Genomic DNA, 23,658 nt, shown 5'->3' on the forward strand with positions numbered 1-23,658 from the left:
TGGGTAGCCTCCGGTGCCATGTCGCTCGCGCAGCCGCTGGACGCCGACCCCGCGCCCACCGCCCCGACGTTCGAGTCCACCGACCCGGCCTCGGGCGCGGTCGTCGGCGTCTTCCCCGTGGACGACGCCGCGGCGGTCCGGGCCGCGGTCGGGCGGGCCCGCGCCGCCGCCGTCCCGTGGGCCGCGCTCGGCTTCGACGGCCGCCGCCGGCGGCTGGCCGCCTTCCGCGGCTCGCTGGCCCGCCGCCTGCACGAGCTGGCCGACCTGGTGCACCGGGAGAACGGCAAGCCGCACGCCGACGCGATCCTCGAAATCAGCCTCGCCGTCGACCACCTGGCCTGGGCCGGCGCCCACGCGCGCAAGGTGCTGGGCCCGCGCCGGGTCAACACGGGGCTGCTGGCCGCCAACCACGCCGCCTCCGTGGAGTACCAGCCGCTCGGCGTGGTCGGGGTGATCGGCCCGTGGAACTACCCGGTGTTCACGCCGATGGGCTCGATCGCCTACGCGCTGGCCGCCGGCAACGCGGTCGTCTTCAAGCCGTCCGAGCACACCCCCGCGGTGGGCGCGTGGCTCGCCGCGGCGTGGCGGGCGGCCGTCCCGGACGCCGCCGACGTCCTGCAGGTGGTCACCGGGGCCGGGGAGACCGGGGCGGCGCTGTGCCGGGCCGGGGTCGGCAAGCTGGCCTTCACCGGCTCGGCGCCCACCGGCCGGAAGGTGATGGCCACCTGCGCCGAGACCCTCACGCCGGTGCTCATGGAGCTCGGCGGCAAGGACGCGATGATCGTCGACGACGACGCCGACGTGGCCGCCGCCGCCGACGCGGCCGTGTGGGGCGCGATGAGCAACGCCGGGCAGACCTGCATCGGCATCGAGCGGGTCTACGCCACCGAGCGGGTGTACGACGCGTTCGTCGCCGAGGTCACCGAGCGGGTGCGCGGGCTGCGGCCGGGGTCCGACGACGGCGCCGCCTACGGCCCGATGACCATGCCGACGCAGACCGACGTCGTCCGGCGGCACGTCGAGGACGCGGTCGCCGCGGGCGGGCGGGTGCTCGCCGGCGGGACGGTCGACGGGCGGTACGTGGCGCCGACGGTCCTGCTCGACGTCCCGGAGACCTCCGCCGCGGTGTCCGAGGAGACCTTCGGGCCGACCCTCACCATCAGCCGCGTGCGCGACGCCGAGGAGGCGCTGGCGCGCACCAACGCCAACCCGCACGGCCTGGCCGGCGCGGTGTACTCGCGGTCGCGGGCCCGGGCGATGGACCTCGCCCGGCGGATGCGCACCGGCATGACGTCGGTGAACTCGGTGCTCACCTTCGCCTCGGTGCCGGCGCTGCCCTTCGGCGGGGTGGGCGAGAGCGGCTTCGGCCGGATCCACGGCCCGGACGGCCTGCGTGAGTTCACCCGGGCCAAGGCGATCACCCGCCAGCGGGTGCCGTTGCCCGTCAACCTCATGAGCTTCGGCCGGCCCGCCGCGGCCGCCGACGCCCTGGCCCGGGTCATGGGGCTGGTGCACGGACGCCACCGGTGAGCGCTGCGGAGGAGGACGGCGGGACGTTCGACGTCGTCGTCGTGGGTGCGGGCTCGGCCGGCTGCGCGCTGGCCGGGCGGCTCAGCGAGGACCCGTCGCGGCGGGTGCTGCTGCTGGAGGCCGGGGGCTCCGACGACGTCCTCGAGGTCCGGGTGCCGGCAGCCCTCTACAAGAACTGGCGCACCCGGCGGGACTGGAACTACACGACCGAGCCACAGCCGGGCCTCGGCGGGCGCCGGCTGTTCTGGCCGCGGGGCAAGCTGCTCGGCGGGTCGTCGTCGATCAACGCGATGATCTACGTGCGCGGGAACGCCCGCGACTACGACGAGTGGGCGCGGCTGACCGGCGACCCGTCGTGGTCCTACGAGCACGTGCTCCCGCTGTTCCGGCGGATGGAGGACAACGCCCGCGGCGCCGACGGCTTCCACGGCACGGGCGGGCCGCTGCGCGTGGAGGACCCCCGCTCCCCGCACCCGTGGTCGCGGGCCGCCGTGCAGGCCGCGGTCGCCGCCGGCCACCCGCGCAACGACGACTTCAACGGCGCCGCCCAGGACGGCGCCGGCCTGTACCAGCTCACCCAGCGGCGCGGCCGGCGCTGGTCGGCCGCCGACGCCTACCTGCACCCGGCCTCGGCCCGGCCGAACCTGACCGTCCGGACCGGCGCGCTGACCACCCGGGTGCTGCTCTCCCGCGGGCGGGCCACCGGCGTCGAGTACCGGCGCGGCGGGCGGACGCACACCGCGTCCGCCGCGGAGGTGGTCCTGGCCGGCGGGGCGGTGAACTCCCCGCAGCTGCTGATGCTGTCCGGCATCGGCCCGGCCGCCCACCTGCGCACGGTCGGCGTCGACGTCGTCCACGACCTGCCGGGGGTCGGCGGCGGCCTGCAGGACCACCCCCTGGTGCCGGTGGTCTGGCGCACCCGGACGGGGCGGTCCCTGCTGCGCGGCGAGTCGCCGTCGGGCTACGCGCGCTGGTTCGCCGCCCGCCGCGGCCCGCTGTCGTCCAACCTGGCCGAGGCCGGGCTGTTCAGCCGCTCCCGGCCCGGGCTCGACGCGCCGGACCTGCAGCACCACTTCCTCCCGGTCAAGTTCTGGCGGCAGGCGGAGGTCGACCCGGACGTCGACGCGTTCACCGCCGCCGCCGTCCTGGTGCGGGTGCACTCCCGCGGCACGGTGCGGCTGCGCTCGGCCGACCCGGCCTGGGCACCGGCGGTCGACCCCGGCTACCTCACCGACGGCCGCGACGTCGACGCCCTGGTCTGCGGGGTCGAGCAGGCGCGGGAGGTCGCCGCGACCGGCCCGCTGTCGGCCGTCCTCGCCGAGGAGTGGTCGCCCGGTGGCACGGTGCGCGGCCCCGACGGGCTGCGGCGGGCCCTGCGGGAGACCCTCGAGTCGCTGTACCACCCGGTCTCCTCCTGCCGGATGGGCACCGACGACGAGGCGGTGGTCGACCCCACGCTGCGGGTGCACGGCCTCGAGGGGCTGCGGGTGGTCGACGCCTCGGTCATGCCGACGCTGGTGCGGGGCAACACCAACGCACCGACGATCATGATCGCCGAGCGGGCGGCCGACCTGATCGCCGGGCGCACCCTCGACCCCGCGCTCACCGGCTGATCCCCGGGCCGCGGGGCCTGTGCAGCGCGGCCGACCGGGAGCATGCTCGCACTCCCCCATCAGCCGACCAGCTCAGGAGCAGCCATGGCCCGGACACCCCAGGAGATCTTCGCCGACCACGTGGCGGCGATCGGCGCCGGCGACGTCGACGCGATCGTCGCCGACTACGCCGAGGACGCCGTCGTCATCACCCCCGACGGCGTGACCCGGGGCCGGGACGGCATCCGGCAGGTCTTCACCACGCTGCTCGGGGAGATCCCCGACGCCCGGTGGGACGTGCCCACCCAGGTGTTCGAGGGCGACGTCCTGTTCATCGAGTGGACGGCGGTCGCGGAGAAGGCCCGGGCCGAGGGCGTCGACACCTTCGTCTTCAGCGGCGACTCGATCCAGGTGCAGACGGTGCGGCTGACGCTGGAGCGCACCGCCTGACCCGGCTCAGCCGTGTGCCTGGCCGGCCGCGGCCTGCGTCGGTGACGGCGGCAGGCCCACCTCCGGCCCCCCGGCCGGTGCGGGCCGGCGGCGGATCGCGATCGACATCGCCGCGGCCGCCAGGCACAGCGCGCCCGCGCCGAACCAGGCGAGGTCGTAGGAGCCGGTGACGTCGCGGATGACGCCGCCCCCGTACGCGGCGAACGCCGACCCGACCTGGTGCGAGGCGAACACCCAGCCGAAGACCACCGGCGCCCGCGCGCCGAAGTGCTCGCGGCACAGCGCCAGCGTCGGGGGCACCGTGGCCACCCAGTCCAGGCCGTAGAAGACGATGAAGGCGATCATGCTGACCTGGACGTCGGGCCCGAACAGCGGCGGCAGCAGGAACAGCGAGAAGCCGCGCAGCGCGTAGTAGGCCAGCAGCAGCACCCGCGGGTCGACGCGGTCGGTGAGCCAGCCGGAGAACACCGTCCCGGCGATGTCGAAGATCCCGACGACGGCCAGCAGACCGGCCGCGGTGGTCACCGGCATGCCGTGGTCGTGCGCGGCCGGGATGAAGTGCGGCTGCACCAGCCCGTTGGTGGACAGCCCGCAGATGAAGAAGCCGCCGGCGAGCAGCCAGAACGGCCGGCGCTGGACGGCGTCGGCCAGGCCGCGCACCGCCGTCCGCGCCGCGCCGGTGCGCACCAGGGGAGGCTCGTCGGCCGGCGTCCCGCCGTAGGGGGCGACGCCGAGGTCGCTCGGCCGGTCGCGCAGCAGCCACGCCACCAGGGGGACGACGGCCAGCGCGGCGGCCGTGGTGCCCAGGGACGCCGAGCGCCAGCCCCAGTTCTCGTCCGCCCAGGCGACCAGGGGCAGGAACACCAGCTGCCCGGTGGCGCCGCCGGCGGTGAGGATGCCCGACACCAGCCCGCGGCGGGCGACGAACCAGCGGCCGGTGACCGTGGCGACCAGGGCCAGCGCCATCGACCCGGTGCCCAGCCCCACCAGGAGCCCCCACAGCAGGACCAGCTGCCAGCTCGCCGTCATGAACACGGTCAGGCCGCTGCCGGTGGCGGTCAGCAGCAGCGCGCCCACCACGACCCGCCGGATGCCGAAGCGCTCCATCAGGGCCGCCGCGAAGGGCGCGGTCAGCCCGTACAGCGCCATGTTGACCGCGACCGCGGCGGAGATGGTGGACACCGACCAGCCGAACTCGGCCCGCAGCGGCTCGATGAGCACGCCGGGCACCGCGCGGAAGGCGGCGGCGCCGACCAGGGCCAGGAACGTGACCGCCGCGACCCACCACGCCGGGTGGACGCGGCGGGCGGAACGGCGGTGGTCGGTCGTCGTCACGACGACGAGCATGACCGACCGGCCCAGGCGACCGACAGTGGCCCGGAGGCCAACATGTGCAACGATCCGGCCATGCCACCAGGCCCGAGTCCGGCCATGCCGACAGGCCCGGGTCCGGCCATGCCGACAGGCCCGAGTCCGGCCACGCCCCCAGGCCCGGGTCCGGCCGTGCCCCCGCGTGCGGACCGGCACGAGGTCGCCGTCCTGGCGCTGCCCAACACCATCGCCTTCGAGCTCGGACTCCCCCACCGGCTGCTCGAGTCCGCCGTGGACGCCGACGACCGGCGCCTCTACCGCGTGCGGGTGGCCACCCTCGACGGCGGGCCGGTGCGCACCTCGGCCGGCTTCGACGTGCTGCCGCAGCACGACGTCTCGCTGCTCGACGAGGCCGCCACCGTCGTCGTCCCCGGGGTGTACGGCGGCACCGCGATGAGCGAGGGGACGCTCCCGGCCGAGCTCGGCGAGGCCCTGCGGGCGGCCGCGGGGCACGCCCGCATGGTGTCGATCTGCACCGGCGCCTTCGTGCTCGCCGCCGCCGGGCTGCTCGACGACCGGCCGGCCACCACCCACTGGATGCACGCCGCGGCCTTCCGGCGGCTGTTCCCCTCGGTGCACCTGGACCCCGGTGTGCTCTTCGTCGACGACGGCGACGTGCTGACCTCCGCGGGCAACGCCGCCGGCATCGACCTGCTCCTGCACCTCGTCCGCCGCGACCACGGCAGCGAGGTGGCCAACCGGGCCGCCCGGCGCAACGTCGTCGCCCCCTGGCGGGAGGGCGGCCAGTCCCAGTTCGTCGAGCGCCCCCTCCCCGAGACCGGCGAGACCGGCACCGCGGCCACCCGCGCCTGGGCCGCCGACCGGCTGGCCACCCCGCTCACCCTGGCCGACCTCGCCGGGCACGCCCGGATGAGCGTGCGCACCTTCACCCGCCGGTTCCGCGAGGAGACCGGGCTCTCGCCGCTGCGCTGGCTGGCGGGGCAGCGGCTGGCCCTGGCCCGCCAGCTGCTCGAGTCCACCGACGCCCCGATCGACCGGGTCGCCGTGGACGCCGGGTTCGGCACCCCGGCCTCGCTGCGACAGCACCTGCGGGCCAGCATCGGCGTGGCCCCCGGCACCTACCGGCGCGCCTACCGCGGCAACGGTGTGACCGGACACTCCCCGGGGTGAGGGCACAGACACCCTCCGCGTCTGGTTGAGTACGACGTACCGGCGCCGCCCTCCGCTCATCCGGAGCTGCAGGACTCGACGTCGGACCGAGGCTGCGCCACCGAGGCGCGCCCGGTTGCCCGACGTCCCGCTGACGACGTGAGCCCGCGCAGGTGCGCCGGCGCTCGCGGTCGCCGGGTCGCCCGGGGAGCCACACCGAGCGTCAGGACACCCAGATGACCTCGCACGACCCCGCCACGCCCACCGCCGACAGCGCCGCCCCGCGCCCCCGCCGCCGCGGCAGCCGCGGCCGCGGTCGCCCCGCCGGTGCGCAGCCGGCCGGCGCGCAGACCCGCCCGCAGCCGGACCCGGTGCCCGCCGCCGTCGTCCCCGCCGGGGACGACGCCACCGTGCTGCCGACCGACACGACCTTCGCCGCCCTCGGCGTCCCCGCCCCCCTGGTCGAGGTGCTCACCGCCAGCGGCATCACCGCGCCCTTCCCGATCCAGGTGGCCACGCTGCCGGACACCCTGGCCGGGCGCGACGTCCTCGGCCGCGGCCGCACCGGCTCCGGCAAGACCCTCGCCTTCAGCCTCCCGCTGGTGGCCCGGCTGGCGGCCTCGACCAGCCGGCGGCAGCCGAAGCGGCCGCGGGCGCTGGTCCTCGTGCCGACCCGGGAGCTGGCCAACCAGGTGCTCGCCGTCGTCGACCCGCTGGCCCGGGCACTCGGCATGAAGGCCACCACCGTCTTCGGTGGCGTCGGCCAGAACCCGCAGGTGCAGGCGCTGGCCGGCGGCATCGACGTGCTCATCGCCTGCCCCGGCCGGCTCGAGGACCTCATCGGCCAGGGCCACGCCGACCTCGGCGCGGTCGAGGTCACCGTCCTCGACGAGGCCGACCACATGGCCGACCTGGGCTTCCTGCCCGGCGTCAAGCGCCTGCTCGACCGGACGCCGAAGGTCGGCCAGCGGCTGCTGTTCTCAGCCACGCTGGACAACGGCGTCGACGTCCTGGTCAAGCGCTACCTGTCGAACCCGACGACGCACTCGGTGGACCCCGCCGTCGCACCGGTGTCGACCATGACCCACCACGTGTTCCGGGTGGACGCCGCCGACAAGGCGCAGGTCGTCAAGGAGCTGGCCTCGGGGCTCGGCCGCAGCGTGCTGTTCACCCGCACCAAGCACCAGGCCAAGAAGCTGGCCAAGCAGCTCACCGCCGCCGGCGTGCCCGCCGTCGACCTGCACGGCAACCTCAGCCAGAACGCCCGCGAGCGCAACCTCGAGGCGTTCAGCAGCGGGGACACCCGGGTGCTGTGCGCGACCGACATCGCCGCCCGCGGCATCCACGTCGACGACGTCTCGCTGGTCGTGCACGTCGACCCGCCGGCCGAGCACAAGGCCTACCTGCACCGCTCCGGGCGCACCGCGCGCGCCGGCGCCGGTGGCACCGTCGTCACCATCGCCACGCCCGACCAGGCCGGCGAGGTGCGCACCCTGGCCCGCCAGGCCGGGATCACGCCACAGGTGTCGGTCGTCAAGCCCGGCGCCCGCGAGATCGGCGAGCTGACCGGGCCGGCCGCGCCCTACGTCGAGCCGGCCGCGGCACCGGCGCCGCAGCCCCAGGGGCAGGGCGGCGGCCGGCGTCGGCGGGGCGGCGGCGGGAACGGTGCGGCCGCCGCCGGCGGGCGCACCGCGACGACGGGCACGGCCGGTACCGGCAGCCGTGGCGGCTCGGGCCGTCCGGCCGGTCCGGCGCGCACCCGCGCAGAGCTCGCCGCCCGCGCGGGCACCCACTCCGCCGCGGGCTTCAGCGGCCGCTCGCGCCGCGGCGGGCGCTGACCTCCCGGGGGCCGGCCGGCGACGGCCGGCCCCCGGGTGGTGGGCACGACGAGGGGCGACCAGAGTGTGGGCGAACCCCGTCCCACCTGATCAGCGAGGTACGCCATGCGTCTGCCCATCACCCTGTCCGAGATCGGCCCACGACTCTCGGCCGGCGCGTTCATCCTCAACAGCGGCCTGGGCAAGCGCGGTGCCGACGAGAGCACCGCTGCCGGCCTGCACGGGTTCGCCGCGGGCACCTACCCGTTCCTCAAGGACATCCCGCCGCAGCAGTTCGCCAAGGGCCTGGCCTATGGCGAGATCGCGATCGGGAGCCTGCTGCTCGCCCCGTTCGTGCCCACCGCGGTCGCCGGCGCCGCGCTCACCGCGTTCTCCGGCGGGCTGCTCGGCCTGTACCTGAACACGCCGGGGATGCGGAAGCCCGGCAGCCTGGCCCCCACCCAGGAGGGCCTCGCCGTCGCCAAGGACGTCTGGCTGCTCGGCATCGGCGTCGGGCTGCTCACCCGCGGCACCATCGACCGCGAGCCGCGCCGGGTGCGCAAGGCCGCCCGGACGCTGGCCAAGGCCAACCGGAAGGCCGCCCGCGCCGCCGCCCGGACCGAGTGACCCCTCGCGGGGGCGGGACCGGCCCGCCCCCGCGGTCACCCGGGCAGGAACACCTGGCTCACGATCCGCCGCCTGCGGACGCCGTCGGGCTCCAGCGCCATCCGCGCGGTGAGGACGGTGCGCAGCTCGGTGACCAGCTCCGCGAACTCCTCGTCGCTGAGCCACACCGCGATCTGCCGGTAGCCCACGCCGTCCCGCGCGAGGTCGAGCCCGCCGTCCCCCGCGCCGTCGGCGTACCGGTCGAAGTCGGCCAGCAGGGCCGCCACGAAGGTGGCGAACGCGCGGCGGTGCTCCTCGGGCGTCATTGCCGCGGCCGCCTCCCCACCCACCGAGGCCGCTCCGGTCACCAGCCGGTAGCTGCGCTCCGCGGCGCCGCGCACCTTCCGCTCCCCCACCACCGTCAGGACGCCGGCGTCGCCGAGCACCCCCACGTGCCGGTAGAGCGTCGCCGGCGGGACGTCGGGCAGCAGCCCACGCAGCTCGGCCGTGGTGAGCGTCCGATCGCCGAGGAACGCCTGCACGATCCGCAGCCGGACGGGGTGGAGGAGGAGGTCCGCGGACGCCATCGACTCACCGTTCTCATGTTTGACATTGGTCGCGATGTTGAGAATGATAGCCGCATGGCGACGATGACGACGACCCCGCAGACCCTCCGGCTCACCCTCACCCGCAGCGAGAAGGTCTTCGGGCTGCTGCGCGACCTCGAGGTCCCGCGCGACTCCGTCACCTCCGTCGAGTCCGTCCCGGACGGGCTGTCGGTCCTCCGCGGGCTGCGCGCCCCGGGCCTGGGCCTGCCCAGTGTCCGCGCGATCGGCACCTGGCGCCGGCGCGGTGAGAAGTCGCTGGTGAGCGTGCGCCGCGGCCAGCCGGCGGTGCGCGTGCGGCTGGCCGGCCAGCGCTTCGACACGCTGCTGGTCGGCGCCGACGACGCCGCGGCGGTGGCCGGCGAGCTGACCGGGGGGCGGTGACAGTGCGCGAGACGACCCTGCACGTCCCGGGCGAGCCCCCGCTCGCGGGCACGCTGACCCTCCCCGACGACGGGTCCCGCCCGGTGCCCGCGGTGCTGCTGGCCGCCGGCTCCGGCCCCCTGGACCGGGACTCCAACCACCGCCGCATGCGCTTCGAGGTCACCCGCCAGCTGGCGCACGCCCTCGCCGCCGGCGGCATCGCCTCGCTGCGCTACGACAAGCACGGCGTCGGCGAGAGCCCCGGCGACTGGCGCACGGCCGGCTTCACCGACAACGTCGACGACCTCAGCCGTGCGCGCGACGCCCTCGCCGCCCGCCCGGAGGTCGACCCCGCACGCATCGTGCTCGCCGGCCACAGCGAGGGCGCACTGCTGGCGGCCGCGCTGGCCGCACGCGGAGCGCGGACGGCCGGGGTGGTCCTGCTCTCCCCCAGCGCCACCCCCGGCGAGGAGCTGCTGCGGTGGCAGGCCCGGCAGATCGCCCCGACGCTGCCGGCCCCCGTCCGCGCGCTGCTGCGGCTGTTCCGCACCGACCTGGAGGCGAAGGTCGTGGCCAACCACGCGCGCATCCGGGCGACCACGACCGACGTCGCCCGGATCGGCGGCGTCCGGCTCAACGCCCGCTGGACGCGGGAGTTCATGGCCCACGACCCGCGCACCGACCTCGCCCGCCTGTCCGTGCCCGTCCTCGCCCTCACCGGCGAGAAGGACCTCCAGGTGCCGGTCGCGGACCTCGACGTCCTCCGGGCCACGGTGCCCGGCCCGGTCGAGGTGCACCAGGTGCCCGACCTGACCCACACGCTGCGCCGGCAGCCGGGGCCCGCCTCGCTGCGGGCCTACCGGTCGGAGCTGCGCTCCCCGGTCGACCCACGGGTGCTGGGCACGGTCGTGGACTGGTGCCGCCGGACGGTCGCTGCGCACGACCTGCCGAGGACCTGTGAACCCCCTGTGTAGGGGTTCCCTCAGGTCCTACAAAGTTGCAGTATCTGCGGCACAGCGGCCCCCGGCGACGGAACGGGGCCACCGGCCCCGAGGAGAACCCGTGCCGCAATCGACCGGTCCCGCGCGCCGTACCGCCGCCGTCGTCCTCGCCCTCGGCCTCGGCCTGAGCGCCTGCGGTGGGGACGACGGGGGCACCGACGCCGCGTCCGACAGCACCACGAGCAGCGCAGCGGAGACCAGCAGCAGCGCCGCCGCCTCGCCGGGGTCGTCGGCACCCGCCGAGTCCGAGGCGGAGGTCGTGACCGTCAACGCGGTCGACTTCGACTTCGAGCTCTCGGAGGACAGCTACTCCGCCGGCACGTACACCTTCGAGGTGACCAACACCGGCAACATGCCGCACAACTTCGTCGTCGAGAAGGACGGCGAGGACGTCGCCGGCACCGAGGTCCTCCAGCCGGGCGGCACCGCCACCCTCGAGGTGACCCTCGAGCAGGGCGACTACTCCTTCTACTGCGGCGTCGGCCAGCACCGGGCCAACGGCATGGAGACGGCGGTGACCGTCACCGCCTGACCGACCACCCGACCCGGCCGCTCCCCTCGGCCGGGCCGGTTCCCGAGATCCCGGGAGGTGGGCGGCGGGACCCCCGCTCGCCGCCCACCTCCCGGGCCTCAGTTCCCGCTGGAGAAGGCCGCGTCGAACGCGGCGGCCGGCGGGTCGAACGCCAGCCGGCGCACGAAGGCCAGGGCCTCGGGGGCGCCGACCAGCCGGTCCATCCCGGCGTCCTCCCACTCCACCGAGATCGGCCCGTCGTAGCCGATGGTGTTGAGCATCCGGAAGCACGCCTCCCACGGGACGTCGCCGTGGCCGGTGGAGACGAAGTCCCAGCCGCGCCGCGGGTCGGCCCAGGGCAGGTGCGAGCCCATCCGGCCGTTGCGGCCGTTGCCCACCTGCCTCTTCGCGTCCTTGCAGTCGACGTGGTAGATCCGGTCCTTGAAGTCCCAGAGGAAGCCGACCGGGTCGAGGTCCTGCCAGACGAAGTGGCTGGGATCCCAGTTCAGCCCGAAGGCCTCCCGGTGCCCGACCGCCTCCAGCGCGCGGACCGTCGTCCAGTAGTCGTAGGCGATCTCCGACGGGTGGACCTCGTGGGCGAAGCGGACACCCACCTCGTCGAAGACGTCGAGGATGGGGTTCCAGCGAGCGGCGAAGTCGGCGTAGCCGTCCTCGATCATCGACTCGGGCACCGGCGGGAACATCGCGACGGTCTTCCAGATCTTCGACCCGGTGAACCCGACGACGACGTCGACGCCCAGCTTCGCCGCGGCGCGGGCGGTCGTCTTCATCTCCTCGGCCGCCCGCTGCCGGACGCCCTCGGGGTCTCCGTCGCCCCACACCCGCGGGTGCACCATGCCGCGGTGCCGCTCGTCGATCGGGTCGTCACAGACGGCCTGGCCGTTGAGGTGGTTGGAGATGGCGAAGACCCGCAGCCCGTACTTCTCCAGCAGCGCCTTGCGGTCGGCGACGTAGGAGTCGTCGTTCGCGGCGCGCTCGACGTCGAGGTGGTCGCCCCAGCAGGCGATCTCCAGGCCGTCGTAGCCCCATTCGGAGGCCAGCCGGCACACCTCCTCGAACGGCAGGTCGGCCCACTGGCCGGTGAACAGCGTGACGGGACGGGGCATCAGGCGTCTCCTCGCGGGTCGGTCGTCACTGGGGGATCCCGGTCCAGGCGGAACCGGCGGCGGCGCTGTGCTCGACGGCGTCGAGCACCCGCTGGACCTGCAGGCCGTCGGCGAAGGACGGCGCGGGGTCCTCCCCCTTGGCGATGGCGGTGACCAGGTCGACGACCTGGTGGGTGAAGCCGTGCTCGTAGCCCAGCCCGTGCCCGGCCGGCCACCAGGCGCCGACGTAGGGGTGGCCGGGCTCGGTGACCAGGATGCGGCGGAAGCCGGCGACCTCGGCGGGCTCGGTGCCGTCGAAGAACTCCAGGACGTTCATGTCCTCGAAGTCGAAGGCCAGGCTGCCGGCCGAGCCGTTGACCTCGATGCGGATGGCGTTCTTGCGGCCGAGGGCGAAGCGGGTGGCCTCGAAGCTGGCCAGCGCGCCGCCGCTGAACCGGCCGATGAACAGGGCCGCGTCGTCCACGGTGACGGTGCCCGTCTCCGAGCCCCCGACCCCCGACAGCTTGCCGGTCTCCGCCGGCAGCGGGCGCTCCTTGACGAAGGTCTCCAGCAGTGCGCTGACGCCGGTGACCCGCTGCCCGGTGATGTACTGCGTCAGGTCGACGACGTGCGCGCCGATGTCTCCCAGCGCCCCCGAGCCGGCCTTGTCCTTCTCCAGCCGCCACGACATCGGCGCGGCCGGGTCGGCGATCCAGTCCTGCAGGTACTGGGCGCGCACGTGCCGGATCTCCCCGAGCCGGCCCTCGGCCACCAACTGCCGGGCCAGCCCGATCGCCGGCACCCGGCGGTAGGTGAAGCCGACCATCGACCGCACCCCGCGCCGGGCGGCCCGCGCGGCGGCCTCGGCCATCGCCTCGGCCTCCGCGACGGTGTTGGCCAGCGGCTTCTCGCAGAGCACGTGCTTGCCGGCGTCCAGCGCGGCGATCGCGATCTCGGCGTGCGTGTTGCCGGGTGTGCAGACGTCGACGAGGTCGACGTCGGGGCGCTCGATCACGCGGCGCCAGTCGGTCTCGGTGCCCGCCCAGCCCAGCTTGCGGGCGGCGTCGCCGACCCGGACGGGGTCCCGGCCCGCGAGGACCGTGAGCTCGGGCTGCAGCGGGAGGTCGAAGAAGTGCGGGGCGGTGCGCCAGGCCTGCGAGTGCGCGGCGCCCATGAAGGCGTAGCCGATCAGGCCGACGCCGAGGGTGGGGGTCATCGGGAGGGCTCCTCGGTTGGCGGGGCCGCCGGGTGGGCTCGCTGCCCACCCGGCGACCCCACGTCGATCAGGACTCGAAGGCGCGGTCGATGTACTGGTCGACGTTCTCGGCGGTGACCACCGGAGCGTCGAGCACGGTCCGCCGCGGGACACCCTGCGAGGTCAGGTCCGACAGGCTCTTCTCCTGGGCGATGAGCCGGGCGAGCTTGATGCCGTCGGCGGCCTGGGTGTGCGGGTAGATGACGGTGGCCTGCAGGACCGACTCGCCGGACTCGATCTCGCGCATGGCGTTGGCCGAGCCCGCACCCCCGACCATGATGAACTCGTCGCGGCCGGCGTTCTGGATGGCGGCCAGGACGCCGACGCCCTGGTCGTCGTCGTGGTTCCAGAGCGCGTCGATCTGCGGAGCGGCCTGCAGCAGGTTCGCCGCCGCCTCCTCGCCGCCCTCGACGGTGAAGTCCGCGGCCACGCGGTTGGCGACCGACAGGCCGCACTCGCTGAGCGCGTCGGCGAAGCCCTGGCTGCGGTCCTGGGTCAGCGGCAGCGAGTCGATGCCGGCGATCTCGGCGACGACGGCGTTGGGGTTGTCGCCCACCTGCTCGCAGACGTAGGTGCCGGCCGAGACGCCCATGCCGTAGTTGTCGCCGAGGATCGTGGCGCGCGCGGCGAACGGGCTGTTGAACTCGCGGTCGACGTTGATGACCGGGATCCCGGCCTCCATCGCCTGCAGCGCGACCGGGGTCAGCGCGGCGCCGTCGAAGGGCAGCAGCACGATCGCGTCGACGCCGTCGTTGATGAACGTCTCGACCTGGCTGATCTGGGTGCCGACGTCGTTGGTGCCCTCGGCGACGGTGAGCTCGACGTCCTCGTACTCCTCGGCAGCGGCCCGGGCGGCCTCGGTGATGCCGGCCATCCAGCCGTGGTCGGCGGCCGGGGCCGAGAAGCCGATGCGGACGGTGTCGCCGGTCTCGTCGTTCGAGCTGGCGGCGTTGTTCCCGCCGCCGTCCCCGCCGGAGCTCTCCTCGGGGGTGTTGCTCGTGCAGCCGGCGATCAGGGCGCCGGCGCCCACGAGAGCCACCGCGGTGGACGTCAGGCGCCGGTAGGGGCGCCGCCTCGCTGCAGACATGTCATCTCCTCGAAGGACAAGCCTCCCTGGCAGGGACTCGGCCAGGTGGTGGTGCGTCGGTGGTTCACCCCGCCGGGCCGGCGGGGGTGGTGCGGCTGGGGGCGGACGGCGGCTGCCGCCCGCGGGCGGGTCAGGGTCGGGGGCGGTCGGTGGTCGCGCCGGGCGGGGTGCCGCCGGGCCCACCGGGGACCGACCCACCGGACACCGCACCGGCCGGTGCGCCGGCGGTCGGGGAGGTGGTCGGCCCGGATCCTCTGCCGAGCCGGCCGAGGCTGAAGCTGCCGGTCGCCAGCCGCATCTGCAGCAGGACGGCGACGACGATGATCACGCCCTTGGCGACCGCCTGCGCCGAGCTGGACAGGTTGTTCAGCGTGAACACGTTGTTGAGCGTCGTGAAGATCAGGACGCCGAGGACGGTGCCGACGATCGTGCCGCGGCCACCGATGAGCAGCGTGCCGCCGATGACGACCGCCGCGATCGCGTCCAGCTCGTACAGCGTGCCGTGGGTGGAGCTGCCGGTCGTCGTCCGGGCCATGAGCATGACCGCGGCGATGCCGCAGGCGACGCCGGAGAGGACGTAGAGCCACATCGTGTGCCGCTGCACCCGGATGCCGGCCAGGCGGGCGGCCTCGGCGTTGCCGCCGACGGCGAAGGTGCGCCGGCCGAACGTCGTCCGGTTGAGCAGGACCCACCCGGCGATCGCGACCAGCGCGAAGATGATCACCAGCGTCGGGACGCCGAGGACGTCGCCGGAGAAGAACGCGAGGAAGTCCCGGTCCTGGACGATCTGGGTGCGCCGGTTGGCGATGATCTCCGCCAGACCGCGGGCCGCGGCGAGCATCGCGAGGGTGGCGATGAAGGCGACGAGCTTGCCGTAGGCGATGACGATGCCGTTGACCAGCCCGGCGCCGGCACCGACGGCCAGCGCCGTGAACACCATGACGATCCAGTGGAAGTCCTCGGCCATGGCCTGGGTGGCCAGCGTCGTGGCCCACACCGAGGACAGCGCGACCAGCGCGCCGACCGACAGGTCGATGCCCCCGCCGATGATCACGAAGGTCATGCCGACGCTGACCACGCCGATCACGGCGGCCAGCCGCAGGATCGTCAGGACGTTGTCGACGTCGAGGAACTGGTTGGGGGCGGTGACCGCGCCGACGACGCAGAGCAGCGCCAGGGCGATCACCAGGCCGAGGTTGCGACCCACCGGGCCGGCCAGGAAGCCGGGACCCCGGTTGCCGCCGCGTCCCGCCGCCGAGCCGGACGGCTCCCGCGAGGCGTCCACCCCGGCTGCCGCCGTCGTGCTGCCGCTCATGCCACGTCCCCTTCGTGCTGTGCGTGCGCGCCGTGGGCGGCCGCGTCCTCCATGACCAGGTCGAGCACCCGGTGCTCGTCGAGCGCGCCGGCCGGCTCCTCCGCGAGCACCCGCCCGTCGGCGACCACGAGGACGCGGTCGGCCAGGCCGAGCACCTCGGGGATCTCGCTGGAGACGACGACCACGGCGACACCGCGGTCGGCCAGCTCCCGGATCAGCGCGTAGATCTCCGCCCGCGCGCCGACGTCGACCCCGCGGGTCGGCTCGTCGAGCAGCAGGACGTGGCAGTCGCGCAGCAGCCAGCGGGCCAGGACGACCTTCTGCTGGTTGCCGCCCGAGAGCGTGCGCACCTCGCGGTCGACGTCGGCCGGCCGGACGTCGAGGGCCTGCACCTGCTCCCGGGCCGCGGCCTTCTCCGACCCGCGGGAGAGGAAGCCGGCCCGGGCGAAGCGGCGCAGGCTGGAGATGCTGATGTTGCGCGAGACCGACTCGCCCAGCAGCAGCGCCTGGCTCTTGCGCTCCTCCGGGGCCAGGCCCACACCGGCGGACACCGCGCCGCCGACGTCCCCCGGGCGCAGCCGCCGGCCGCCGACCCGGACGGTGCCGGCGGTCGCGCGGCGCGCGCCGTAGACGGTCTCGAGGATCTCCGACCGCCCGGAGCCCACCAGCCCGGCCAGGCCGACGATCTCGCCGGCGTGCACGGAGAAGGAGACGTCGGCGAACCGGCCGCGCAGGCCGAGACCCTCGACCTCCAGCAGCGGCCGCTCGTCGGTGTGCGGCCGGGTGCGCCGCTCGGGGAAGACGTACTCGATGTCCCGGCCGGTCATCAGCGTGATGACCTCGCGGGTGGCGGTGGTGCGGGCCGGCAGGCCGGTGGCGACGGTGCGGCCGTCCTTGAGGACGGTGATCCGGTCGCCCACCTGGCGGATCTCCTCCAGCCGGTGGGAGATGTAGACGACGGCGACGTCGTGGGCGGTCAGGTCGCGCATGACCGTGAAGAGCCGCTCGACCTCCTCGTTGTCCAGGACGGCGGACGGCTCGTCCATGATGATCAGCTTCGCGTCCTGGGACAGGGCCCGGGCGATGCTCACCATCTGCTGCGAGGCCGCCGGCAGGGAGCCGACCTCCGTGGTGGGCCGGATGTCGGCGTGGCCGAGGCGGGCGAGCAGCTCGGCCGCGGCGCGGTTGGCCGACGCCGGGCGGGTCAGCCCGAGGCGGGCGTGCTCGCGGCCCAGGAAGACGTTGTCGGCGACGGTCAGCCCGGCCACCAGGTCGAGCTCCTGGTAGATCGTCGCGATGCCCAGCGACATGGCCGCCTGCGGCGTGCTCAGGGAGACCGGCTCACCGCGCCAGGTGATGCTGCCGGCGTCGGGCTGGTGGGCGCCGGCCAGGACCTTGATCAGGGTGGACTTCCCGGCGCCGTTCTGGCCCAGGAGGCAGTGCACCTCCCCCGCGCGGACGTCGAGGTCGACGCCGTCCAGCGCCCGGACCCCGGGGAAGCTCTTGACGATGCCGTGCATCTCCAGCAGAGGGGTGGTCACTCCGTGCCTCCTCCGGCGGTCGGGGCCGCGGCGCGCTCGCTGGAGCCGACCACCACGCCACCCCCGGACTTTTGCTCACCGTTGACCATTAGTCGTGTCAGGCGAGAACTTATGAGCCGGGTCACGTCCGGTCAAGCCCATCGGGAGGAGTTACCGAACCGCAACCACCGCGCCGGGGCCCCGGTAGGGGCCGGGCGCGGGGCTGGACGCCCTGCTGAGCGGGGGCTACTGGGCCAGGGCCTGGAGGACGGCGTCCTCGTCGAGGAAGCCCTCGATCGCCATCAGGGCCGCCCCGAGACGGCCGGAGAGGTCCGGCGCGTCGCTGACGGTGATCTCCAGGTTCCGCGCGGCCAGCGGCATCGACCGGCGGTACACCGCCTCGCGGATCCCGGCCAGGAGCGGGGCGCCGGCGCGGGCGACGCCGCCGGTCATCACGATCCGGTGCGGGTTGAAGAAGTTGACCAGCGCGGCGAGCACCGTGCCGATGGTGCGGCCGGCGTCGCGGACCAGCTCCAGCGCCGGGCCGTCGCCGTGGGCCGCGCGCTCGACGAGCTCCCGGGTGGTGCTGACCGGCAGTCCCGCGGCGACGGCGTCCCGCAGCAGCGCCCCGCCGCCGGCGATCGCCTCGAGGCAGTTCTCGTTGCCGCACCGGCACACCACGGTCCGACCGTCGGGCTGGGCGACGTAGATGTGCCCGATGTCCCCGGCACTGCCCTGGGCGCCCCGGTACACCCGGCCGTCGACGATGACGCCGCAGCCGATGCCGGTGCCGACCTTGACGACGAGCACGTCCTGGACCGAGCCGCCGACGCCCATCTCCCCCAGGGCCATGACGTTCACGTCGTTGTCGACGAAGACGGGGCACTCGTAGCGGCGGAACGCGTCGGGGATCGGGTGGTCGTGCCAGCCCGGCATGATCGGCGGGTGGGAGGGGCGGCCGCTGGAGAACTCGACCGGCCCCGGCACGCCGACACCGACCGCGCAGACGTCGGCCGGGGTGAGACCGGCCTCGGCGAGCACCTTCTGGCAGAGCCGGTCGACCTCGGCCAGCACCGGCCCCGGGCCCTCGGCGATGTCGATCGGGTGCCCGGCCGTGGCGAGGATCTGCGCCGACAGGTCGGTGACCGCGACGTCGACGCTGGTCACCCCGAGGTCGACGGCGAGCACGCACCCGGCCCGGCTGTTGAAGTGGAGCAGCGTGGGTGGCCGGCCGCCGGTGCTCCAGCCCGGACCGCCCTCCTCCAGGAGGTTGGCCGCGATCAGCTGGTCCACCCGCGCGCTCACCGTGTTGCGGGACGCGCCGGTGAGCGCCACGAGGTCCGCCCGGCTGCGCGCACGGCCGGTCCGCACGTGACGCAGGAGCGCCCCGGCGGATGCAGATGTGTGCGCCACGCCGTCATCGTGACACGACCGCGCCACTCTCCCCCTCGATCAGCGCGGCGACCTCGTCCGGGTGGGTGTGCACGGTCATGTGCGCGGCCCCGGGCAGCTCGACCAGCCGGCCCCGCCGCGCGGCGGCCGCCACGGTGGCCGCCCAGTCGTGCGCGCAGAGCCGGTCGCGGGTGCCGCGGACGACGGTCACCGGCACGCGCACACCGCGCAGGCGGACGTCGATGCGGTCCGGCGCGGCGACCCGCCACAGGCGCCGCATCGCCCGCGGGCCGGTGTGCAGCCACTGCGCGAGCACCAGCGGCACCTGCGCCCACGGCTCGCGGGCCGCCGTCCGCAGCCACCGGCCGGCCAGCACCGGCCACGTCCGCAGCCGCGGGTCGGTCGTGGGCCCGAGCAGCACCACCGCGGCCACCCGCGGGTCATCGGCCGCCGCGGCGACCACCTGGCAGGACTGCGAGTGCCCGACCAGCAGCACCGGACCGTCCCCGAGCCGGGCGCGCAGCCGCGCGGCCAGGTCCTCCAGCGGGGGCACCGGGCCGGGCAGCCCCATCCCCGGGAGGACGACGACGTCACCGGGCCGGCGGGTGCGCACGCGGGCGGAGGAGCGCGCGTCGAGCCCCAGGCCGGGGACGAACACCGGTCGCGGGCGGCGGGTGGGCACCGCTCCGGTCTACCGGTTCCCCGCGTGGTACGCCGACCAGCGGGTAGTGCGCCAGACTGTGGCCTGCATCGCGCGGGGCCGCGCACGGCCAGGAGAAGCCGGAGTGGGAGACTGATTCATCATGACGACATCACCTGAGACCGCCCCCGTCGGCACCACCCGCTCCGGTCGGCCTCGGGTCGTCATCATCGGGTCGGGCTTCGGCGGGCTGTTCGCCGCGCAGGCGCTGAAGAAGGCCCCGGTCGACGTCACCATCGTGGGCAAGACCAGCCACCACCTGTTCCAGCCGCTGCTCTACCAGGTGGCCACCGGCATCCTGTCCGAGGGCGAGATCGCCCCGCCGACCCGCGAGATCCTGCGCGGTCAGCGCAACGCCCGGGTCGTGCTCGGCGAGGTCACGAGGATCGACCTGGCCGCGCGCACGGTCACCTCGACGATCCTGGGCCGCACCACGGTGCACCCCTACGACGAGCTGATCGTCGCCGCGGGTGCCGGGCAGTCCTACTTCGGCAACGACCGGTTCGCCGAGTTCGCCCCCGGCATGAAGAGCGTCGACGACGCCCTGGAGCTGCGCGGCCGCATCTTCGGCGCGTTCGAGCTCGCCGAGCTGGCCACCGACCCGGCCGAGGTCGACCGGCTGCTGACCTTCGTCGTCGTCGGCGCCGGCCCCACCGGGGTGGAGATGGCCGGGCAGATCGCCGAGCTGGCCCACCGCACGCTGCGCCGGGACTTCCGCAGGATCGACCCGACCCAGGCGCGGGTGATCCTGCTCGACGCCGCACCCGCCGTCCTCCCGTCGTTCGGCGAGAAGCTCGGTGACCGGGCCCGCCGCCAGCTGAACAAGATCGGCGTCGAGGTGCAGCTGGGCGCCATGGTCACCGACGTCGACGCCAACGGCATCGAGGTCAAGGACGGCGACGGCCAGGTGCGCCGCATCCGGGCCGCCACCAAGATCTGGGCCGCCGGCGTCCAGGCCAGCCCGCTGGGCCGGCAGCTGGCCGAGCAGTCCGGCGCCGAGATCGACCGGGCCGGCCGGGTCTCGGTGCAGCCCGACCTCACCCTGCCCGGCCACCCCGAGGTGCACGTGGTCGGCGACATGATGAGCCTGGACCGGCTGCCCGGCGTCGCCCAGGTCGCCATCCAGGGCGGCCGCTACGCCGCCGAGCAGATCCAGCGGAGGATCGCCGGCCGCGAGCCCAAGGGCCCGTTCCGGTACTTCGACAAGGGCTCGATGGCCACGATCTCCCGGTTCTCCGCCGTGGCCGACGTGGGCAAGCTGAAGATGGAGGGCTTCCTGGCCTGGGTGATGTGGCTGGTGGTCCACCTGGCCTACATCGTCGGCTTCAAGAGCCGCCTCACCGCCGTCCTGCACTGGATCGTGAGCTTCCTCGGCCGGGGCCGGGCCGAGCGGGTCGCCACCCAGCAGCAGGTCTACGGCCGGCTGGCCCTGGAGCAGCTCGGCTCGGACTTCGCGATCTCCAAGAGCGGCGGCCCCAAGGACGCCCAGCACAGCACCGAGGACCTCACCGAGCGCCGCTCCGCCTAGCGTCCGCTCCTCCGCCGTCACCCAGCCAGCTGTCGAGGGCGGCGGCCACCGAGTCCGGCGGGACGACGTGGCCGCCGTCGAACTCGTCGTAGGTGACGTCGTACCCGGCTGCGGCCAGTTCCCGGGACACCCGCCGGCCGCAGCGGTCGACCGGGAGCACGCGGTCGCCGGTGCCGTGGGAGACCCACACCCGCGGCCGGCCGCGGTGGGCGGGCGCGGCGACGAAGCCCGGGGAGAAGGCCAGGACGGCGTCGAGCAGGTCGCCGTTGGCCAGGCCCAGGGAGAGCGCGTAGGAGGCGCCGTCGGAGAAGCCCCCGATCGCGACCCGGCTCACCGGGTGGGCGCCGAAGACCCGGTCGAGGGCCGCGTCGAGCACCGCCACGTCGCGGCCGAGGCCGCCGGTGAGCAGGTCCCAGGTCCGGGCCACCGACGTCGTCGCCAGCACGAGCGCCCCACGCGCGGTGGCGGCCGCGCGGACGGCGACCAGGCCCTGCGCCGCCGTCCCCCCGGCGCCGTGGCAGAAGACCAGCAGCGGCCGGGGTCCGTCCCCCGCGGGGACGGCGACCAGCGCCTCGGCCCGCCCTCCGAGGTCCAGCGAGGTCAGGCCGGCCGCGAAGGGCCGTCCGGAGGGGGTCGTCGCCGGGCGGCTCTCCACCCGCCCGTCGGCCGCCTCGCGCACCGGCCTCAGACCGTGTGCGCGACCGGCGGCACGTGCTCGTCGGCACGCTCCAGGTGCAGCGGCTGCAGCGGGCGGCTGGTGTCGAGGTAGAGGAACGCGTCGTAGCGGCGGGCCAGCACGGTGGGCACGTAGTTGCCCCACCGCTCGCGCTCGGGCCGGTAGACCACGCCGATCGCGCGGTGGTCCAGCTGCCGGTCCAGCGCGGCCGGGCGCGGCCCGTCCGGGGGCCAGACCAGCAGGGCGTCCTCCCCCACCTCGTCGTGCAGCAGCGCCTCGAGACTGCCGGCCCGCGCCGGGGGCACCTCCATCCGCTGCATCTGCGCGCCCCACTCTCGCCCCGCGACGACGCCGCCGCGGTGACTGCCGAAGCCGACCAGGACGACGTCCCCGGCGCCGTGCCGCTCCCGCAGCAGCTGGCCGACGTTGACCATCCCCGCCCCCGCCATGTCGGTGGCGCGCGCGTCGCCGACGTGGGTGTTGTGCTCCCAGACGACCGCCTTGGGCGGGTGGGTGCCGTCGCCACGGTGCTCGAGCAGCCGGTCGAGGGTGTCGGCCATGTGCACGTCGCGGACGTTCCACGACTCCGCCGAGCCGCCCACCATGGCCCGGTAGTACCGCTCGGCGCCGGCGACGACCGCGGCGTTCATCTCGGCCGACAGGTGGGCCTCGGGGTCGTCGGCCGGTGCCTGCCGGCCGCGCTCCTCGCACAGGTGGGCGAGCAGCTCGATCACCGTCTGCTCGCACGTGGTCGGCGCGAAGCGGGTGGCGAAGGCGTACTCGGCGCCGTCCTCGCCGAAGGGCTCGAAGCAGGCCAGGGCCTGCGTCCCCTTGGCCACGTGCTCGGGCTCGTGCTCGCGCAGCCAGCCGACCAGCTCGTGCATCGAGTCCCAGAGGCTGTAGACGTCCAGGCCGTAGAACCCCACCCGCTCCGCCTCCGGCCGTGCGGCGTTGACCTCCCGCAGCCAGCGGCAGAACCCGACGACGTCGTCGTTGGCCCACATCCACGTGGGCCACCGGGCGAAGGCGTCGAGGGTGTCGCGGGTGTCGTCGTCGGCCCCTGGGCGCAGCTTGACGCTGCGGTTGACCCGGTAGCAGTCGGGCCAGTCCCCCTCGACCGCCACGAGGCCGAAGCCGCGCTCGGTGACCAGGCGCCGGGTCAGCGCCGCCCGCCACGCGTAGTACTCGTGCGTGCCGTGGCTGGCCTCGCCGATCGCCACGATCCGCGCCTCGCCCACCCGCTCGAGCAGCGGGTCGAGGTCGGCGGGCTCCCGCAGGGGGAGCGCGAGGTCGCGGAGGCCGTCGGGCACGGTCCTACTCCGCGCTCCCGGGCTCGGCCATCTGCCGGTGCGCCTTGCTCTTGAGCCGGTCCGGGATCACCGCGTTGGCCGCCCCCTGCACCTTGGTCATCAGCGAGCCGGCGACGACCTTGTCCTCGCCCTTCATCAGCGCCTCGAAGCCCTGCTTCGCGACCTGCGCCGGGTCGTCCTTCTCGCTGGCGCCGATCTTGGTGTCCTGCATCTCGGCGCGGTCGAAGAACTCGGTGTCGGTCGGGCCGGGCATGAGCGAGGTGACCGTGACCGCGCTGTCCCTCAGCTCCTCCACCAGCGCCTCGGCGAAGGACTGGAGGAAGGACTTGGAGGCGTTGTAGACCGCCTGGAACGACCCGGGCATGGTCGAGGCGATCGACGAGGTGAACAGCACCCGGCCCTCGTTGCGGGCCACCATGTCGCGGAGCACCAGCTTGGCCAGGACGACGGTCGAGGTGACGTTGAGGTCGATGATCTCGAGCTCCCGCTCGAGGGGGTTCTCCACGAACGGCCCGCCGAAGCCGACCCCGGCGTTCAGGGCGGCCGCGGCCAGCGGGCGGCCGGTGGCCTGGACGGCGCCGTGGAGGGCCTCCACCCCGGCCCGGGTGCGCAGGTCGGCCTGCACGGCCTGGACCGTGGCGCCCTCGGCCCGCAGCTGCTCGGCGGCGGTGGTCAGCTCGGCGTCCTCGGCGTTGACGACCAGGTCGAAGCCCGCGCCGGCGAACTGCCGGGCCAGTTCCAGGCCGATCCCGCTGGAGGCTCCGGTCACGAGGGCGAGGGGACGCGTCTCCGTCATGGACCTGCCCGTACCCG

The 23,658-nt window shown here is 75.0% G+C and carries 22 protein-coding genes; 10 read left to right on the forward strand and 12 right to left on the reverse strand.

Features of this window, described 5'->3' with window-relative positions; genetic code table 11:
• The first annotated feature begins 18 nt into the window (after nucleotides 1-18).
• The 3 genes from ACI784_RS16670 to ACI784_RS16680 all read left to right on the forward strand — a co-directional run bounded on the left by ACI784_RS16670 (nucleotide 19) and on the right by ACI784_RS16680 (nucleotide 3,572).
• Nucleotides 19-1,530: an aldehyde dehydrogenase family protein gene (locus ACI784_RS16670; protein ID WP_457014199.1), complete on the forward strand. Its 1,512-nt coding sequence runs from the start codon at nucleotides 19-21 to the stop codon at nucleotides 1,528-1,530.
• On the forward strand, nucleotides 1,527-3,143 hold the full coding sequence (locus ACI784_RS16675) for a GMC family oxidoreductase (protein ID WP_457014200.1): 1,617 nt from the start codon (nucleotides 1,527-1,529) through the stop codon (nucleotides 3,141-3,143). The genes ACI784_RS16670 and ACI784_RS16675 overlap by 4 nt, the downstream gene beginning before the upstream one ends.
• A gap of 84 nt (nucleotides 3,144-3,227) precedes the next feature.
• Nucleotides 3,228-3,572, forward strand: a complete 345-nt coding sequence (locus ACI784_RS16680; protein WP_456924363.1) for a nuclear transport factor 2 family protein — start codon at nucleotides 3,228-3,230, stop codon at nucleotides 3,570-3,572.
• A gap of 6 nt (nucleotides 3,573-3,578) precedes the next feature.
• Here the strand turns inward: ACI784_RS16680 and ACI784_RS16685 are convergent, their stop codons facing one another.
• The gene (locus tag ACI784_RS16685) at nucleotides 3,579-4,907 is read right to left on the reverse strand and encodes an MFS transporter (protein ID WP_456924362.1); all 1,329 of its coding nucleotides are present in this window, start codon (nucleotides 4,905-4,907) and stop codon (nucleotides 3,579-3,581) included.
• Nucleotides 4,908-5,075: 168 nt separating this feature from the next.
• Between ACI784_RS16685 and ACI784_RS16690 the strand changes: the two genes are divergently transcribed.
• The 3 genes from ACI784_RS16690 to ACI784_RS16700 all read left to right on the forward strand — a co-directional run bounded on the left by ACI784_RS16690 (nucleotide 5,076) and on the right by ACI784_RS16700 (nucleotide 8,497).
• Nucleotides 5,076-6,074: a GlxA family transcriptional regulator gene (locus tag ACI784_RS16690; RefSeq protein ID WP_456924361.1), complete on the forward strand. Its 999-nt coding sequence runs from the start codon at nucleotides 5,076-5,078 to the stop codon at nucleotides 6,072-6,074.
• Nucleotides 6,075-6,289: 215 nt separating this feature from the next.
• The gene (locus ACI784_RS16695; RefSeq protein WP_457014201.1) at nucleotides 6,290-7,891 is read left to right on the forward strand and encodes a DEAD/DEAH box helicase; all 1,602 of its coding nucleotides are present in this window, start codon (nucleotides 6,290-6,292) and stop codon (nucleotides 7,889-7,891) included.
• A gap of 105 nt (nucleotides 7,892-7,996) precedes the next feature.
• A complete protein-coding gene (locus ACI784_RS16700; protein WP_456924359.1) occupies nucleotides 7,997-8,497 on the forward strand; it encodes a hypothetical protein in 501 nt (166 codons plus the stop codon).
• Nucleotides 8,498-8,532: 35 nt separating this feature from the next.
• Here the strand turns inward: ACI784_RS16700 and ACI784_RS16705 are convergent, their stop codons facing one another.
• Nucleotides 8,533-9,063 carry a helix-turn-helix domain-containing protein gene (locus tag ACI784_RS16705; RefSeq protein WP_456924358.1) on the reverse strand — a complete coding sequence of 177 codons (531 nt, stop codon included), beginning with the start codon at nucleotides 9,061-9,063 and terminating at the stop codon, nucleotides 8,533-8,535.
• A gap of 54 nt (nucleotides 9,064-9,117) precedes the next feature.
• On the opposite strand from ACI784_RS16705, the gene ACI784_RS16710 reads away from it, so the two are divergent.
• The 3 genes from ACI784_RS16710 to ACI784_RS16720 all read left to right on the forward strand — a co-directional run bounded on the left by ACI784_RS16710 (nucleotide 9,118) and on the right by ACI784_RS16720 (nucleotide 10,977).
• Nucleotides 9,118-9,465 (forward strand): hypothetical protein, encoded by a 348-nt coding sequence (locus ACI784_RS16710; RefSeq protein ID WP_457014203.1) that lies wholly within the window; start codon nucleotides 9,118-9,120, stop codon nucleotides 9,463-9,465.
• A gap of 2 nt (nucleotides 9,466-9,467) precedes the next feature.
• Nucleotides 9,468-10,418 carry an alpha/beta hydrolase family protein gene (locus ACI784_RS16715; RefSeq protein WP_457014205.1) on the forward strand — a complete coding sequence of 317 codons (951 nt, stop codon included), beginning with the start codon at nucleotides 9,468-9,470 and terminating at the stop codon, nucleotides 10,416-10,418.
• An 88-nt stretch (nucleotides 10,419-10,506) separates the two neighbouring features.
• Nucleotides 10,507-10,977 (forward strand): cupredoxin domain-containing protein, encoded by a 471-nt coding sequence (locus ACI784_RS16720; RefSeq protein WP_456924355.1) that lies wholly within the window; start codon nucleotides 10,507-10,509, stop codon nucleotides 10,975-10,977.
• A 98-nt stretch (nucleotides 10,978-11,075) separates the two neighbouring features.
• Here the strand turns inward: ACI784_RS16720 and ACI784_RS16725 are convergent, their stop codons facing one another.
• The 7 genes from ACI784_RS16725 to ACI784_RS16755 form a co-directional block, all read right to left on the reverse strand.
• Nucleotides 11,076-12,083, reverse strand: coding sequence for a sugar phosphate isomerase/epimerase family protein (locus tag ACI784_RS16725; RefSeq protein WP_456924354.1), 1,008 nt, complete (start codon nucleotides 12,081-12,083; stop codon nucleotides 11,076-11,078).
• A 25-nt stretch (nucleotides 12,084-12,108) separates the two neighbouring features.
• Entirely contained in the window at nucleotides 12,109-13,278 is a 1,170-nt protein-coding gene (locus ACI784_RS16730) for a Gfo/Idh/MocA family protein (protein WP_457014206.1), read from the reverse strand.
• Between the two features lie 67 nt (nucleotides 13,279-13,345).
• A complete protein-coding gene (locus tag ACI784_RS16735) occupies nucleotides 13,346-14,404 on the reverse strand; it encodes a substrate-binding domain-containing protein (RefSeq protein ID WP_456924352.1) in 1,059 nt (352 codons plus the stop codon).
• Nucleotides 14,405-14,534: 130 nt separating this feature from the next.
• The gene (locus ACI784_RS16740) at nucleotides 14,535-15,719 is read right to left on the reverse strand and encodes an ABC transporter permease (protein ID WP_456924351.1); all 1,185 of its coding nucleotides are present in this window, start codon (nucleotides 15,717-15,719) and stop codon (nucleotides 14,535-14,537) included.
• Nucleotides 15,716-17,260, reverse strand: coding sequence for a sugar ABC transporter ATP-binding protein (locus tag ACI784_RS16745; protein WP_456924350.1), 1,545 nt, complete (start codon nucleotides 17,258-17,260; stop codon nucleotides 15,716-15,718). Before ACI784_RS16745 ends, ACI784_RS16740 begins: the two co-directional genes overlap by 4 nt.
• Nucleotides 17,261-17,485: 225 nt before the next feature.
• The gene (locus tag ACI784_RS16750; RefSeq protein WP_457014207.1) at nucleotides 17,486-18,652 is read right to left on the reverse strand and encodes an ROK family protein; all 1,167 of its coding nucleotides are present in this window, start codon (nucleotides 18,650-18,652) and stop codon (nucleotides 17,486-17,488) included.
• Between the two features lie 4 nt (nucleotides 18,653-18,656).
• Nucleotides 18,657-19,313, reverse strand: coding sequence for an alpha/beta fold hydrolase (locus ACI784_RS16755; protein ID WP_457014208.1), 657 nt, complete (start codon nucleotides 19,311-19,313; stop codon nucleotides 18,657-18,659).
• Nucleotides 19,314-19,434: 121 nt separating this feature from the next.
• On the opposite strand from ACI784_RS16755, the gene ACI784_RS16760 reads away from it, so the two are divergent.
• Complete coding sequence (locus ACI784_RS16760) at nucleotides 19,435-20,859, forward strand: NAD(P)/FAD-dependent oxidoreductase (RefSeq protein WP_457014209.1); 1,425 nt, start codon at nucleotides 19,435-19,437, stop codon at nucleotides 20,857-20,859.
• Here ACI784_RS16760 and ACI784_RS16765 read toward each other — a convergent pair.
• Genes ACI784_RS16765 through ACI784_RS16775 form a run of 3 tightly spaced genes read right to left on the reverse strand, consistent with a single transcriptional unit; the run spans nucleotide 20,837 to nucleotide 23,614 of the window.
• A complete protein-coding gene (locus tag ACI784_RS16765) occupies nucleotides 20,837-21,538 on the reverse strand; it encodes an alpha/beta hydrolase (protein WP_457014210.1) in 702 nt (233 codons plus the stop codon). The genes ACI784_RS16760 and ACI784_RS16765 overlap by 23 nt on opposite strands.
• Before the next feature lie 5 nt (nucleotides 21,539-21,543).
• Nucleotides 21,544-22,845, reverse strand: coding sequence for an erythromycin esterase family protein (locus ACI784_RS16770; protein ID WP_457014211.1), 1,302 nt, complete (start codon nucleotides 22,843-22,845; stop codon nucleotides 21,544-21,546).
• A gap of 4 nt (nucleotides 22,846-22,849) precedes the next feature.
• On the reverse strand, nucleotides 22,850-23,614 hold the full coding sequence (locus tag ACI784_RS16775) for an SDR family NAD(P)-dependent oxidoreductase (RefSeq protein WP_457014212.1): 765 nt from the start codon (nucleotides 23,612-23,614) through the stop codon (nucleotides 22,850-22,852).
• Nucleotides 23,615-23,658 lie beyond the last annotated feature (44 nt).

The organism is Geodermatophilus sp. SYSU D01186, assembly GCF_054050215.1.

Excerpts from the sequence above, each read along its gene's own strand:
- ACI784_RS16670 (WP_457014199.1), top strand. The coding sequence starts at position 19 with ATGTCGCTCGCGCAGCCGCTGGACGCCGACCCCGCGCCCACCGCCCCG.
- ACI784_RS16680 (WP_456924363.1), top strand. The coding sequence starts at position 3,228 with ATGGCCCGGACACCCCAGGAGATCTTCGCCGACCACGTGGCGGCGATC.
- ACI784_RS16695 (WP_457014201.1), top strand. The coding sequence starts at position 6,290 with ATGACCTCGCACGACCCCGCCACGCCCACCGCCGACAGCGCCGCCCCG.
- ACI784_RS16700 (WP_456924359.1), top strand. The coding sequence starts at position 7,997 with ATGCGTCTGCCCATCACCCTGTCCGAGATCGGCCCACGACTCTCGGCC.
- ACI784_RS16705 (WP_456924358.1), bottom strand. The coding sequence starts at position 9,063 with ATGGCGTCCGCGGACCTCCTCCTCCACCCCGTCCGGCTGCGGATCGTG.
- ACI784_RS16710 (WP_457014203.1), top strand. The coding sequence starts at position 9,118 with ATGGCGACGATGACGACGACCCCGCAGACCCTCCGGCTCACCCTCACC.
- ACI784_RS16725 (WP_456924354.1), bottom strand. The coding sequence starts at position 12,083 with ATGCCCCGTCCCGTCACGCTGTTCACCGGCCAGTGGGCCGACCTGCCG.
- ACI784_RS16730 (WP_457014206.1), bottom strand. The coding sequence starts at position 13,278 with ATGACCCCCACCCTCGGCGTCGGCCTGATCGGCTACGCCTTCATGGGC.
- ACI784_RS16735 (WP_456924352.1), bottom strand. The coding sequence starts at position 14,404 with ATGTCTGCAGCGAGGCGGCGCCCCTACCGGCGCCTGACGTCCACCGCG.
- ACI784_RS16740 (WP_456924351.1), bottom strand. The coding sequence starts at position 15,719 with ATGAGCGGCAGCACGACGGCGGCAGCCGGGGTGGACGCCTCGCGGGAG.
- ACI784_RS16760 (WP_457014209.1), top strand. The coding sequence starts at position 19,435 with ATGACGACATCACCTGAGACCGCCCCCGTCGGCACCACCCGCTCCGGT.